Source organism: Rodentibacter pneumotropicus DSM 21403, from assembly GCF_000379905.1.
Taxonomy (GTDB): domain Bacteria; phylum Pseudomonadota; class Gammaproteobacteria; order Enterobacterales; family Pasteurellaceae; genus Rodentibacter; species Rodentibacter pneumotropicus.
The window spans coordinates 13,259-28,129 of the sequence record NZ_KB904059.1; the positions used below are offsets into that span (position 1 = coordinate 13,259).

Sequence of the window (14,871 nt, forward strand, 5' to 3'; positions counted from 1 at the left end):
ATGAAAATTGCAGTTTATAGTACAAAGAACTATGACCGTAAATACTTTGAATTAATCAATGCAAAATACGGTTTTGATCTTGAATTTTTCGACTTCATGTTGAATGAGAGCACAGCCCGCCTAGCAGAACATTGCGAAGTGGTTTGTATTTTTGTTAATGATGACGGGAGTCGAAAAGTATTGGAAAAATTGACCACACTTGGCGTAAAAACAATTGCTTTACGTTGTGCCGGTTTTAATAATGTAGATTTAAAAGCCGCACAGGATCTTGGACTTAAAGTGGTTCGAGTACCTGCTTATTCCCCTGAAGCCGTAGCTGAACATACGGTCGGTTTAATGATGACACTTAATCGTCGCATTCATCGTGCTTATCAACGCACCCGTGAAGCCAACTTTTCTTTAGAAGGCCTTATTGGATTTAATATGCACGGACGAACCGTGGGCGTTATCGGTACAGGTAAGATTGGGATTGCCGTTATGCGAATTTTAAAAGGCTTTGGAATGCATATCCTTGCTTATGATCCTTTTAAAAATCCTATTGTTGAGGAGCTTGGCGCAAAATATGTCGAACTTGACGAGCTTTATGCAAAATCTCATGTGATTACCTTACATTGCCCCGCTACACCGGAAAATTACCATTTACTTAATCGCGAAGCCTTTGCAAAAATGAGAGACGGGGTGATGATTATTAACACAAGCCGCGGTTCACTCATTGATACATTGGCTGCGATTGATGCGTTAAAACAACGTAAAATTGGTGCATTGGGGATGGATGTCTATGAAAATGAGCGTGATTTATTCTTTGAAGATAAATCTAATGAAGTCATTCAAGATGACGTATTCGGTCGCCTTTCTTCTTGCCATAATGTGTTGCTTACCGGTCATCAAGCCTTCTTAACGGAAGAAGCCTTGACCAGTATTGCAGATGTTACACTTGCCAATGTATATAAACTAAAATCAGGCAAACCTTGTGAAAACTTGGTTTACCCCTCTTAGCTTTTAGTGATTAAATTAATAAGTGTACTTTTAAATAACCCGTGCTATTCTGATCGCACTTGTAATTTCGCAAAATGTCCATATATTGAGGGCATTATTCACAAACAAAGGAAACAAAAATGAGCCAAGTATTACACACAACAGATGCAACATTTGAAGCAGATGTATTACGTTCTGATATTCCGGTATTAGTTGATTTTTGGGCACCATGGTGTGGCCCTTGCAAAATGATTGCACCAGTATTGGATGAACTCGCCCCGGAATTTGCCGGCAAAGCAAAAATCGTAAAAATCAATGTTGATGAAAACCAACTTGTTGCAGGTCAATTCGGTGTACGCAGTATCCCTACTTTACTTTTAATGAAAAATGGTGAGGTTGTTGCAACACAAGTCGGCGCTTTACCAAAAGGTCAGTTAGCCAACTTCATCAATCAGCATCTTTAATTATCTTAAATCCTCTTATTAAACTTAAAATAAGAGGATTTTTTTATATTCTTCTCTAATCTACATTTTTTCTGTGATATTACTCACAAATCTCAAAAGCTTTTGTTTACATTTTGTTTAAATAGACTTACTTTCAGCAAATAATCTTGTAACACAATAGAAACAAAGGATTACCAAATGTCTATTTCACTTTCTAAAACTTACTCTCCTGAACGTCGGGCCATTACTGAAAATTATCGCCTTGATGAAAAAATAGCGATTGATCAGCTAATGGCAACACTTGATTTCACTGAAGAACAAGAAAAACGTATTACAGATCATGCTACTGATCTCATCAATAAATTACGTCATATTAAACAAAAACAATATGGTGCAGATGCCTTAATGGAAGAGTTTTCTTTAAGTTCTGAAGAAGGTGTCGCATTGATGTGCTTGGCAGAAGCCTTATTACGTATTCCCGATGATAAAACCCGTGATGACCTCATCTACGAAAAATTACAAGATGGTAATTGGCGATCCCACCTAGGCAATTCAAAATCTATTTTCATTAACGCCGCCAGCTACGGTTTGATGTTCGGTAGAAAAATCAGTGAAAACCTCACGGAAACTCAGCTCACCAACAATCTAAAAAATATTTTTTCCCGTTTCGCTGCGCCGGTCATGCGCCAAGTTATGGTGAAATCTATGCAAATTATAGGGAAGCAATTTGTAGCAGGTGTAAATATACATGAAGCACTTAAACACATCCAACCCCGCTACAAAAAAGGATTTACCTTTTCATTCGATATGTTGGGCGAAGCGGCAATGACGGCTACCGATGCGGATCGTTACTTCAACGATTATTTACATGCCATTGAGGAAGTCGGTAAAAATGCAGCAGATCGAAATATTTACAACGGTAACAGTATTTCTGTAAAACTTTCCGCCATTCATCCTAAATATAGCCGTACAAAATATGATCGTACAATAAATGAACTTTATCCTCGTGTAAAACAACTCTTCTTGCTGGCACAAAAATACAATATTAGTGTGAATATTGATGCGGAAGAAGCAAATCGCCTTGAACTCTCTCTTGATTTAATTGAAAAATTACTTGATGAACCGGAACTCAAAGACTATAAAGGTATTGGTTTTGTTGTACAAAGCTACTCCAAACGCTGCCCGTATGTTTTAGATTATTTGATCAATCTTGCCCGTGAAAAACAACACTATTTGATGATCCGCCTAGTAAAAGGTGCTTACTGGGACAGTGAAATCAAATGGGCACAAACTGATGGTTTAGATGATTTCCCACTTTTCACCCGTAAAAATCATACTGATATTGCCTATGTTGCTTGTGCCAAAAAATTGTTGGCGGCGCAGGATGTCATTTACCCTCAGTTTGCTACTCATAACGTTCTCACAATGTGCACCATTTATGAACTCGGACAAGGAAAAAAATTTGAGTTTCAATGCTTATACGGTATGGGGGAAAGTCTTTACGATAATATCGTGGGTAATGAAAACTTCAACCAACAAGTTCGGGTTTATACGCCTGTCGGCACTCATGAAACGTTGCTTGCTTACCTTGTTCGCCGTTTACTTGAAAATGGAGCGAACTCTTCCTTTGTTCATCAATTAGTGGACGAAAGTATTCCAGTTTCTCAGTTAGTCACACCGCCATGGAAACTTTACAATAAGTCTAATGGCGAACCAAATAAATTGGTGCGTAAACCTCTTGAATTATTTCACGATCGTCTTAATTCCGCCGGTTTTGATTTAACCAACGAGCTGGTATTGGAAAAACTTGAGCAATCCTTGAATGACGCTAAAATTGAAAATGCAGAATCTATCACGACACAGGCAAATCCAACTCAACAAGCCGCGCAGTATGTGAAAAATCCTGCAAAATTAACAGAAATAATTGGTGAAATACATTTCTTAGAAATTGATCAAGCGCAATCGGTATTCTCGGCTGCCAATAACCATCATTGGAACACTCAAAGTGCGGTCGAAAAAGCCAATGTTTTACGTAAAGCCGCTGATCTCTATGAAGAAAATCACGGTCTGTTGATGAAATTAGCAATGATTGAAGCCGGTAAAACTTTACCGAATGCTATTGCAGAACTTCGGGAAGCGGTCGATTTTCTCCGTTATTATGCCAATCAACTTGAAAACTTAGCCGCTATCAATAAACTTGGTGAGGCTCGTGGTAAAGTGCTTTGCATCTCCCCTTGGAATTTCCCATTGGCAATCTTTACAGGGCAAATTGCAGCCTCTCTTGCTGCCGGTAATGCGGTTATTGCCAAACCGGCAGAGCAAACCTCACTCATTGCTTATGCTGCGGTAAAATTACTTCACCAAGCAGGCGTTCCAACGGAAGCTTTACAACTTGTATTAGGCGCAGGTGATCTTGGTGCTGCACTTGTTCAACAACCATTCGATGCTGTCGTATTCACCGGCTCAACCGAAGTCGCAAAACTTATCGAAAAACGTTTAGCCGTTGCAGATAATGATCCTATTTTAATTGCGGAAACAGGCGGGCAAAATGTACTGGTAGTTGATAGCTCTGCCTTACCGGAACAAGTGGTTGCAGACGTATTAAACTCTGCTTTTGACTCAGCAGGTCAACGCTGCTCTGCTCTCCGTATTCTGTTATTACAAGAAGAAATTGCTGATCAATACTATCGAATGATTAGTGAGGCAATGAAAGAGCTAAGTATTGGCGATCCTCGTTTACTTGAAACCGATATTGGGCCTGTTATTGACGAAGAAGCAAAACAAAATTTGCTCAATCACCAAGCCAATATGCGTAAAATAGCCCTGACTTATACTGAACTGGATGTGCCGGAAAATGGGCATTTTATCGGCCCGTCCGTTTATCTGTTGGATAATCTCAATCAAATACAAAGAGAAGTATTCGGTCCAATTCTTCACATCATTCGCTATCGTAAAGATGAACTCATTACTGTACTTGATGAGGTAAATAAAAAAGGCTATGCCCTAACCGGAGGCTGCCACAGTCGAATTCGTAAACAAATGGATTTAGTGGAAAAACATCTCAATTGCGGTAATTTCTATATTAACCGAAATATCGTGGGAGCCGTAGTAGGAGTACAACCATTCGGCGGGCACGGTTTATCAGGTACAGGACCTAAAGCAGGCGGAGAATTTTATCTCCAACGCTTAACCCGGACATCGCATTATCATAGCCAATTTGGTAATGAAAAAATGCTTCCTCAATCTAAGCCTGTATTGGAAAGTATTACCGGCGAGCACAATAGCCTAGCCTATTTACCTTGTGAAGTTGCAATCCTTAATGGCGATTTATCTGCTTCTCAAGCTGCAGCAGAAAAATTATTATCAGCCGGTTTCAGTGTTCTGGTAGAGCCAAGCCATCCACTTGCCCAAAATCGCCAAACAAGTATTCGGGTCAATGCCGAACTCGGGCATTGTCAAAAAGGGATATATTTGACCGCACTTGATGCACAACGTCGCCTATGGTTAGCAGAAAACAGTGAAGCAATTTTTAAATGCTTCGACTGGCGCACAACACAAGATTTATTACCTTTATATGATGAGTTCTCTCGTAGCTATAACACAACCGCTGCCGGAGGGAATACCTCATTAATGACCACAGAGGAACATTGATTTAAAAAGTCTATAAAAAATGACGTTCTATGTTTCCTTTTTATGATTAACAAGCGACAATAACGCCTTTTGTAGAATTGGATTTATTCAACCACAATCAGTTATATATTTAAAATGGCAAGAATAAATCCTCTACGTAGGCTATGTACCTTAATAACAGGAGTAAAGCTATGCAGATTTACATCACATTCGGCTTGTATTTATTGGTAATTTTAGGCATCGGTTTATATGCCTATCGTTCCACTCAAAACTTTGACGATTACATTCTTGGCGGTCGAAAAATGGGAAGTTTCGTAACCGCAATGTCCGCCGGAGCTTCAGATATGTCAGGTTGGCTCTTAATGGGATTACCGGGTGCAATTTACCTATCCGGTTTATCCGAAGCATGGATTGCCGTCGGACTGACTATCGGTGCTTTTCTGAACTACAAAATTGTTGCAGGTCGTTTACGTATTTTCACTGAAAAATACAATAATGCGCTTACTTTACCGGAATTCTTTGCCCAACGGTTTCCTCGTCAAAAGAAAGCATTAAAAATCATTTCCTCCTCCATTATTTTATTTTTCTTCACTATTTACTGTGCTTCCGGTGTAGTTGCCGGTGCAAAATTGTTCCAAAGTTTACTTGGATTGGATTACTACACCGCCCTTTGGTTAGGTGCAATTGCAACGATTGCTTATACCTTTATCGGTGGGTACTTAGCAGTGTCTTGGAGCGATACTATCCAAGCCTCTTTAATGATTTTTGCACTCATTCTTGCGCCGGTGATGGCATTCGTCAATATTGGATGGGACGAAATCAACGCTGCATTAGCAGCTAAATCTGCCGCAACAAACATTCCATATAGCAACTGGTTACACAATGTATCGGGAATTGGCGTTATTTCTGCTCTTGCTTGGGGTTTAGGCTATTTCGGACAGCCGCATATTTTGGCTCGTTTCATGGCTGCAGACTCTGTGTCAGCACTTAATAAAGCACGTACAATCGGTATTGTGTGGATGTTCCTCTGTCTAGGAGGGGCAGTATCGGTAGGCTACTTCGGTTTGGCTTATTTCACTCACCAAAATATCCCGCTTGAAAACCCAGAATCTATCTTTATTGAACTTTCAAAAGTAATGTTTAATCCGTGGATTGTTGGCGTTGTATTATCAGCAATTTTAGCGGCGGTTATGAGCACACTTTCAGCCCAATTATTAATGTGTTCAGCCGCAATTACTGAAGATTTCTATAAAGGTTTCTTCCGTAAAAATGCTTCAAGCAAGGAATTAGTGTGGGTTGGTCGCTTAATGGTGCTAGTCATTTCTGTCGTTGCTATTATAATCGCTCAGGATCCGAACTCTAAAGTAATGGGTCTGGTATCTTATGCTTGGGCAGGCTTCGGTGCAGCATTCGGCCCGGTGGTCATTCTCTCACTCTTTAACCGAAATATTAGCTCCAAAGCAGCATTATGGGGTATGTTATCAGGCGCAGTAACCGTTGTTATCTGGAGTCCATTAATGAAATTCTTAGGCTGGAATGATTTATCCCAACTTTATGAAATTATCCCAGGATTCTTAGTTTGCTCATTTATTACCCTCAGCTCCTCTGTATTTGCCCCTGTGCATCCACTTGTTGCCGAACAATTTGACGAAGCACTAGCGGAATTTGAATCCAGAAAATAACTAAAAACTAAAAGTGCGGTTAAAATTAACCGCACTTTTATACACTCCATTCTATCGTTCAAGAATTTTCCGATTTTCTTCTGTTTCCGGTTCAAGATCGAGTTTTGCCATAAGTAATTGATCACCATCTTCTTCAGGATTATCGGTAACGAGCAATTTATCACCATAGAAAATAGAATTTGCACCTGCCATAAAACACATCGCTTGCATTTCTTCTGTCATGCCTTGACGCCCCGCCGATAAACGTACATAACTTTTTGGCATCGTAATTCTTGCAACTGCAATAGTACGTACAAACTCGGTCCAATCCAACTCTTCCGAATCGGCAAGTGGCGTTCCTTCCACTTTAACTAACTGATTAATAGGGACAGATTCAGGTTGAGGATCTAAATTCGCAAGGCTTGCAATAAGTCCGGCTCGCTCTTTACGGGTTTCATTCATCCCCACAATACCACCACAACAGACTTTTAAACCCGCCTTACGCACTTTACCTAGGGTACTTAAGCGATCATCAAAACGGCGTGTACCGATCACCTCATGGTAGTGTTCCGGTGCTGTATCAAGATTATGGTTATAATAATCCAACCCCGCATCTTTCAATTCTTCTGCCATCCCGTCTTGCAACAATCCGAACGTACCGCAAGTTTCCAAGCCGAGTTCCTTCACTGCCTTAATAATTTGCGTGACTTTTTCCATATCCTTGGTTTTTGGCCCCCGCCATGCGGCCCCCATACAAAATCGCCCTGCGCCGCGAGATTTGGCAATTTTGGCTTTGGTAATGACTTCATCTACATCCAATAATTGCTGGTTTTGCACACCGGTTTGATAGCGTGCTGATTGCGGACAATAGCCACAATCTTCCGGACAACCACCGGTTTTAATAGACATCAATGTTGAAAGTTGAATTGCCTGTGGATTGAAGTTCTCACGATGCACTTGCGCAGCACGATAAATCAATTCCAAAAAGGGCGTTTCATACAATGCCTCTACTTTACAAACAGACCAATACTCCACGGAGGGATGAGGCGTTATTTCACTTAATTGAACAGGTTGTGCGGTTGTCATAATTTTTCCTATAAATTTTGTCCTTGATGAATATGAATAATACGATCAATATGCCCTTTTAATTCCTTCGGCTGATGCGTAACAAGCAGCAAGGTTAGCATCTTTTCATTACATAACTGGTCGATCAACTTTAACATTTCAATACGTAATTGCGGATCAAGTGCCGAGAAAGGTTCATCCAATAATAAAATGGGTTTATCACGCAACAGACAACGTGCCAATGCGACACGCTGTTTTTGCCCACCGGAAAGTGCGGTCGATTTTCGCGGTAAAAAATCCTGCAAATTGACCGCACTTGCCGCTTGTTCAATCCGTATTTTGTCTTCACTTGAAAGAGACAAATTCGGTTTCAGACCTAACGCAATATTTTCCGCAACGGTCAAATGCGTGAACAAATTATTTTCTTGAAACAACATTGAAACGGGGCGTTCATAAGGTGCGCTTCTTGTGTGATTTTCACCGTTAAGCCAGATTTCGCCCTCATTGGCATAGTCAAAACCGGCTATCAGATTTAATAAGGTACTTTTCCCTGCGCCACTCTCACCGATAATGGCGACTTTTTCTTGTGCCGCAATATGTAAATCAAACTTCATCGGCATAGATTGATAATTAAATTTCACTTGTTTTAATTTAATCATTGTTCCCCCCTATTACGCTCAATAAACATAAATAATCCAAGGCACATGCTAAGTAAAATCAATGCTGTAATCGCCGCTTCCTGACTCCGATATTGTCCGATTTGTTGATAGAGCAAGTGTGGTAAAGAGGTAAAATCCGGACTACCAAATAACGCAATCGCTGTAAAATCCCCTAAAGAAAGCGTTGTCGCTAAAGCAAAGGTATATTTTAACGGTGCTTTTAATAAAGGATATTCAATCAATTTAAAGCGTTGCCAGCCCTTAAGATTTAACGATAAACACAATTTTTCATAATATTGCATGGATTGCATCATCGGGGTATTTAAAATGCGAATCACAAAAGGCATGGCTGCTAACGCATTACACAACACGACAATAAAAAATAAATGTATATTGGTAAAATCCATTTCCTGTAAAAGTAAAAATAGCCCCACTGCAAGAATTAACGTTGGAATTGCTAAAATCATCATACCACCGGTTTGAATAAGTGTTGCGAACACAGGAAAATGAAGCCATTGTAGCTGGCGGGAAAGTAAAAGTAATAAAAAAGAAAATAGTATCGCTAATGCACCCGAAATCGGTGCCATAGAAAGTGAATTGGTTAACGCTTTCCATAATTGGGGATTTTGCCAAACACTAAACCATTCCGGAGCGGTCAAACCTTCCACTACAATATTTACCAATGGCATAAAAAGAAATAAACATACGCTAAACAAAATAAAAATATTCAAAATTTTGACCGCGCTTGAAGAGGGCATATGCCAAATATAGCGTTGGGAAAGATTAGTTTCCGGTGGTTTGGCAAAAATTTGGGATACCCCAAACAATGCAAAGCAAAAAATAAATTGAATCAGGGCAAATAAAGCCGCTTTAGGAAAATCAAATTCAAAAAAAATCGCTTGGTAAATAGCGACTTCCAAGGTGCTATTTTGTGGACCGCCACCAAGAGAAAGGACAATGGTGAAACTGGTGAAACACAGCATAAAAATAAGGACAAAGGTCGGCAAAAGCGGGTTTTTAAGATAAGGTATTTCAATTAAACGAAAAAATTGCCAACCTTGAATATTTAATTGTGCAGCTAATTGATGTTGTTCTGCGGGAATTGCTTGTAAGGCTTGCTGTGTTACCCTCGCAGCAAGAGGGATATTAAAAAATAGATGTGCTATTAATATGCCGTTCAATCCATAAATTGTCGGTTTCCAATCAATCCCTAGCCATTGCATGAGTTGGCTTAACCACCCCATCGTGCCATAAATACCGAGTAAACCAAAGATCGCCAAAAGTGCCGGCAATACAAAGGTCAGGGAAAGTAAACGTTGTATAAGGGGTTTCCCCAAGAAAGGCTGATAAAAAAACGCACGACCAAACAATGCACCAATTAACACGGAAAGTAGCGCTGATAAAAAGGCTTGTCCGAAACTAAAGAAGATGACCTGATGTAAATAATCGTCCTGCTTAAACGCTTCCCAAGAATAATTTCCACCAACGGAAAATACCGCAGAAAGCGATGTGGTATAAAGCAAAACAATGAAAAAAATGACCGCACTTCCGCCAATATAATGACGAGGACGGAAATGCGGATGAGAAAACAGAGATATCATTCGGTACTATTTAGAGAGTGCTTTTTGCCACTGGTTGATCCAAGTTTTTAATTGTTCACCCGTGATTTTTGATGTATCCAATACCAGTGAATTTTGTGTATGTTGTTTTAGTGCATCAATATGACTTTCGATAGGACTGTCAATGACAGGTAACATCACGTTATTTTTCGCAATATCGGCTTGCGCTTCCGCTGAAATCAGATAACCAAGAAAATAATCCGCACAAACATTATTGCGGTTAGCCACTTTAGCCACGACTTCTACTTGTAATACGCCGCCTTCGCTAAATTCCGTTGCCATATAATTATCTTTTTGTTCAGAAAGGATATGATAAATTGGCGAAGTGTTTGTACTTAACACGAGATCACCTTCCCCTTTTAAGAATGCACCATAAGCTTCTGTCCAACCTTTTGTAACCGTTACCGTGTGCTCAGATAAGGTTTTCCATAGGTTTTGTGCTTCTGCTTGCGGATAAAGTGTATTTACCCAAAGTAATAAACCACGCCCGATACTGCTGGTACGAGGATCTTGATACAGGACTTTTAAATCTTTACGTTCAGCTAACTCTTTCAGACTTTTTGGTGGATGAGTTAATTTATTTTTATCGTAAATAAACGCATATTTTGCAAAATCAAAAGGCAAGAATGTACGATCATCCCATTTTAGCGGTAGTGCCAATTTACTGAGATCAACTTGATTAGGCTCAAACATCGCTAATTTTTTGGTTTCATCTATTTGATGATGGTCTAAGCCCAGTACCACATCCGCTTTAATTTTTTTCCCTTCTAAACGTACGCGATTAAATAAAGTACCATTGTTATCAAAAGCCACATAGTTTAATTGGCATTGGGGAAATTGCTTTTCAAAGCCGGCTTTTACCTTCGGCCCTGCGCCCCAATCGGCACTAAAAGAGTCGTAAGTATAAACGGTAAGTGGTTGTACGGGAGTTTGCGCCAATACAGAGGAGGCAAAAAGTGCGGTTGAAATGAGGGTTATTTTCTTCATTGTACTGTCCTTATAAAAATAGAAATGAAGAAACAGCCTAATGAAAAGAGTTAGTTTCCTACGCCAGCATTATCTGTTTCAGGTTCACGGGTATCTCTCAGCCAAACAATGTTAGCACCCCGACTAGGTTGGAGAGTCTATATAAACTTTTAAAAATACACAAGCACCTTAAAACAAAACTGTTAGTTTGATCACAAAATTTAAACAAAAAGAAACCCGCACAAGCGGGTTTCAGAAACGGGAGATTAAGATTAGGCTTGATGTTTTGCTGCCACTTCACTTAATAAAGTTTGTAACTCACCAGCTTGATACATTTCTAATATGATATCGCACCCTCCAATTAATTCGCCTTCAACCCATAATTGTGGGAAAGTTGGCCAATTAGCGTAAGCCGGTAATTCAGCACGAATATCCGGATGCTGGAGAATATCTACATAACCAAAAGGTACTTTACAGTTCATTAATGCCTCTGATGCACGGGCGGAAAAACCACAAGAAGGCAATTTTGGTGAACCTTTCATATAAATTAAAATTGGGTTTTCGCTGATTTGTTTTTTGATTTTGTCTAACGTTTCCATAATGTTCCCCATAAAAAATATAGGCGCGCATTCTAACATAAGTTAGAGGTATAACAAATTATAACTTGAGTGATTATATCAGGTTTACCAACTTCCTCCGGCACCACCACCGCCGAATCCTCCGCCGCCAAAACCGCCCCCCGATGAGCCACCACCGCCGAATCCGCCTCCAAATCCTCCGCCGAAACCGGAACCGCCTCCACGACGACGGGATAATGTTGATTGACGGACAATTCGATTTAGCTGATCACGCTGATTTGGGCTGATATAAATTTCATCTTTATGATATTGATATTCACCAAACACCACAAAGGCAATAAACACCAGAGCCATAATGAAAGGAATGTATTTATCAAACTCGCTCTCTTCCGTCTGATAAGCACCGTACTCCCCTTGGCTTGCTGCAATAATATCATTCAGACCATCGTTAATACCCTGTGCATACTGACCTTGTTTGAATTGAGGTAAGATGGCATTGCGAATTACTTGTGATAAAAATGCATCGGGCAATATGCCTTCCAATCCCTGTCCTGTGGCAATAAATACCTTACGATCATTTTTGGCAATCAGCATCAAGACACCATTGTTCAGCTGCTTACGTCCAATTCCCCATTTATCGCCTAAGGCAAAAGTATAATCCGCGATTTCATATTCACCAGTAGTAGGAACAAGCACAACCGCGATTTGTGAGCTAGTCGCATTACTATAAGCTATTAGTTTATTTTCAAGAATTTGCCGTTGCTGCGGGGAAAGTGTATTCGTGTAATCATTCACATAATGGAACGGATTTGGCGTGGGCGGAAACTGCGCGGCAGAGACAAAAGCACCCCAAAAAACGAAGATAAAAACAACCGCACTTTTCAATATTTGTAAAAGTTTAGTCATGAATAATCACCTCGTTTGATAATTCATTTTTGTCATCCGGTTGAATAGGGAAATGAATTTTTAAGGTATCGGCAATGCGCTCAATTGCCTCCACAATACCTTTCGTGTAAGCCTTTAACTTAAATTGCTCAATCATTAAATCACATTGCTTTTGCCAATACATCTCGTCAACAAATTGATGAATGCCTTTGTCCCCAATTATTGCGCAAAGATGATCTTGATAGCCCACATAAATCAATACTGAATTTTGTGCGGAAGTCCTATGCATCTCAAGTTCATCAAACACTTGCAAAGCACGTTCTATTGCCGGTAATCCCACTGAAATTTTAGGCAATTTTCGCTCTATATAAACACGTAACTCCGCCGAACTTTCATTTTCAAGGCGGACTATCGCCGCCTCTACTTGTTTTTTATCGACAGGAATCCTTGAAAAGAATCTCATCATTTCTACCTTAATTAAAACTTACAGTAGGAGCATTTTCAGCACCAGACGCAGATTTAAAATAAGGTTTTTCTTTAAACCCAAAAATTAATGCGGCAAATTTTGTTGGGAATTGACGCACTTTTTGGTTATATACACGAGCCGCATCATTAAATTTATTACGGGCAACATTAATACGATTCTCAGTTCCCTCTAACTGCGCTTGCAAATTCATAAAACCTTCATGGGCTTTTAACTGTGGATATTGTTCAACAGTAACAAGCAATCTGGATAATGCCGAGCCCACTTGATTTTGCTCCTGTTGGAATTGTGCAAGTTGTTCTTCCGTCATATTAGCGGGATCAATTTTAGTTTGTGTCGCTTTTGCACGTGCTTCGATCACATTGGTTAAAGTTTGTTGTTCAAAGTTTGCTTGACCTTTCACTGTATTTACTAAATTTGGAATTAGATCCGCACGACGTTGGTAAGAAGATTCTACATTCGCCCATACAGAATCAATTTCTTCTTCCGCTTTCACCAATCCGTTGTAACTGGACATTAAAGTAAACCCCGCTACGACAGCAACAAGGATAATAACAAGCCATTTTTTCATGATAGTGTTCCTATATAATAAAATCTTAAAAAATTCATCCTATTAAAAGAAAAGACCTAAACCGAAGTTTAGGTCTTTTTTCTATTTAATCCATCAATGGATAACTAAATAAAATTATTTAGAACCATTAACTGCGATTTCAACACGACGGTCTGGTGCTAAGCAAGCGATAAGTGCTTTACGACCTTTAACCGCGTCACAAGTTGCACCAGTAACTGGGTTAGCTTCACCGTAACCAGTTGCAGTGATGTCTTGTGCTGCAACACCTTTAGCAACTAGGTAGTTAGCTACAGAGTCTGCACGACGTTGTGATAATTTTAAGTTTGCAGCATCTTTACCGATACGGTCAGTATAACCAGCAACTGCTACTTTAGCGTTGCTTACTTGTGCGATTTCACCGTAGATACCGTCTAAAGTTGCCTGTGCTTGTGGTTTTAAGTTGGCTTTACCGAAAGCAAAAGTAACGTCAGAATTTAAGTTGAAAGTTTTGCTAACAACTTCAGGCGCAACAACCGGAGCACCTTGACCGAAACGGTAAGATAAACCAGCAGTTACAGAACCGATCCATGGAGTATAGTCTTTATCTTCTGCAATTTTGTTATCTTTACCAACAGAAGCTAACCATTGATATTCAACACGTAATGCTAATTCCGGTAATGAAGGTAATGCATACTCAACACCAGCTGCAAATACAGGAGATACTTTTAAGCTGTGAGCATCTTTACCCCAAACTGAATCTTCAACACCTTTAGCATTTTTGTAGTCTGAACGTACTAGTGCTGCACCGGCACGACCATAAAGATCCAAGCCTTCTAACACTTCATAGCTACCTTTTAAGCTTAAGTGTGCACCGTGGTTAGTGTGTTTTGAAACAACTTTCTCACCTTTAGAGAATTTAGCACGACCAAAATCATCGTAACCTAATTCTACGGCTAAACCTAAGTTGTCACGATTTAAAATTTGGTAACCACCGAAAACACCGTAAGTTACAGAGTTACGGTTAACACCAAAACCATTTTCATGACCAACATGTTTTGAGTCAAATTGTTTTAAACCATCATGGAAAGATGCCCAACCTGCTTTAGCACCAACATAGAAAGTGTTTTCTTGTGGAGCTGCCTGAGCTACTGAAGTTGCGGCTAAACCTGCTACAACTAATGCGATTGCAGTTTTTTTCATTTTGATGTCCTCTATTTAGTCATCGATTGATAAAAATAAGAAAAGTTTCCTTGTCTATCGTGAACTTTATAAATAAGTAACACTCTAAACATTGCTTAACTAGGGTTTTGAATTTGCCCTATATCCTACCCTTTTGACAAATTCAATTCCTTTGTA

General features: G+C 39.7%; 13 protein-coding genes and 1 riboswitch. Of the genes, 4 read left to right on the forward strand and 9 right to left on the reverse strand.

Features of this window, described 5'->3' with window-relative positions; genetic code table 11:
- The 4 genes from A3GE_RS0109480 to putP all read left to right on the forward strand — a co-directional run bounded on the left by A3GE_RS0109480 (position 1) and on the right by putP (position 6,730).
- Positions 1 to 996 (forward strand): 2-hydroxyacid dehydrogenase, encoded by a 996-nt coding sequence (locus A3GE_RS0109480; protein ID WP_018357020.1) that lies wholly within the window; start codon positions 1 to 3, stop codon positions 994 to 996.
- A 119-nt stretch (positions 997 to 1,115) separates the two neighbouring features.
- The gene (gene trxA, locus A3GE_RS0109485) at positions 1,116 to 1,439 is read left to right on the forward strand and encodes a thioredoxin TrxA (protein WP_018357021.1); all 324 of its coding nucleotides are present in this window, start codon (positions 1,116 to 1,118) and stop codon (positions 1,437 to 1,439) included.
- A 177-nt stretch (positions 1,440 to 1,616) separates the two neighbouring features.
- Positions 1,617 to 5,069 carry a bifunctional proline dehydrogenase/L-glutamate gamma-semialdehyde dehydrogenase PutA gene (gene putA, locus A3GE_RS0109490; RefSeq protein ID WP_018357022.1) on the forward strand — a complete coding sequence of 1,151 codons (3,453 nt, stop codon included), beginning with the start codon at positions 1,617 to 1,619 and terminating at the stop codon, positions 5,067 to 5,069.
- A gap of 170 nt (positions 5,070 to 5,239) precedes the next feature.
- The gene (putP, locus tag A3GE_RS0109495; RefSeq protein ID WP_018357023.1) at positions 5,240 to 6,730 is read left to right on the forward strand and encodes a sodium/proline symporter PutP; all 1,491 of its coding nucleotides are present in this window, start codon (positions 5,240 to 5,242) and stop codon (positions 6,728 to 6,730) included.
- A gap of 51 nt (positions 6,731 to 6,781) precedes the next feature.
- Here putP and bioB read toward each other — a convergent pair whose 3' ends face one another.
- The 9 genes from bioB to ompA all read right to left on the reverse strand — a co-directional run bounded on the left by bioB (position 6,782) and on the right by ompA (position 14,715).
- Positions 6,782 to 7,795, reverse strand: a complete 1,014-nt coding sequence (gene bioB / locus A3GE_RS0109500; RefSeq protein WP_018357024.1) for a biotin synthase BioB — start codon at positions 7,793 to 7,795, stop codon at positions 6,782 to 6,784.
- Positions 7,796 to 7,803: 8 nt separating this feature from the next.
- Positions 7,804 to 8,433: a thiamine ABC transporter ATP-binding protein gene (gene thiQ, locus A3GE_RS0109505; protein ID WP_018357025.1), complete on the reverse strand. Its 630-nt coding sequence runs from the start codon at positions 8,431 to 8,433 to the stop codon at positions 7,804 to 7,806.
- The gene (gene thiP, locus A3GE_RS0109510) at positions 8,430 to 10,034 is read right to left on the reverse strand and encodes a thiamine/thiamine pyrophosphate ABC transporter permease ThiP (RefSeq protein ID WP_018357026.1); all 1,605 of its coding nucleotides are present in this window, start codon (positions 10,032 to 10,034) and stop codon (positions 8,430 to 8,432) included. Before thiP ends, thiQ begins: the two co-directional genes overlap by 4 nt.
- 6 nt (positions 10,035 to 10,040) lie before the next feature.
- Positions 10,041 to 11,039, reverse strand: coding sequence for a thiamine ABC transporter substrate binding subunit (gene thiB, locus A3GE_RS0109515; protein ID WP_018357027.1), 999 nt, complete (start codon positions 11,037 to 11,039; stop codon positions 10,041 to 10,043).
- A gap of 38 nt (positions 11,040 to 11,077) precedes the next feature.
- Positions 11,078 to 11,171: riboswitch (TPP riboswitch) on the reverse strand.
- A 119-nt stretch (positions 11,172 to 11,290) separates the two neighbouring features.
- A complete protein-coding gene (grxD, locus tag A3GE_RS0109520; RefSeq protein ID WP_018357028.1) occupies positions 11,291 to 11,617 on the reverse strand; it encodes a Grx4 family monothiol glutaredoxin in 327 nt (108 codons plus the stop codon).
- A gap of 84 nt (positions 11,618 to 11,701) precedes the next feature.
- Positions 11,702 to 12,502, reverse strand: coding sequence for a TPM domain-containing protein (locus A3GE_RS0109525; RefSeq protein WP_018357029.1), 801 nt, complete (start codon positions 12,500 to 12,502; stop codon positions 11,702 to 11,704).
- Positions 12,495 to 12,944 (reverse strand): TPM domain-containing protein, encoded by a 450-nt coding sequence (locus tag A3GE_RS0109530; protein WP_018357030.1) that lies wholly within the window; start codon positions 12,942 to 12,944, stop codon positions 12,495 to 12,497. The genes A3GE_RS0109525 and A3GE_RS0109530 overlap by 8 nt, the downstream gene beginning before the upstream one ends.
- 10 nt (positions 12,945 to 12,954) lie before the next feature.
- Complete coding sequence (locus A3GE_RS0109535; protein ID WP_018357031.1) at positions 12,955 to 13,536, reverse strand: LemA family protein; 582 nt, start codon at positions 13,534 to 13,536, stop codon at positions 12,955 to 12,957.
- A 114-nt stretch (positions 13,537 to 13,650) separates the two neighbouring features.
- The gene (gene ompA, locus A3GE_RS0109540) at positions 13,651 to 14,715 is read right to left on the reverse strand and encodes a porin OmpA (protein WP_018357032.1); all 1,065 of its coding nucleotides are present in this window, start codon (positions 14,713 to 14,715) and stop codon (positions 13,651 to 13,653) included.
- Between the last annotated feature and the right edge of the window lie 156 nt (positions 14,716 to 14,871).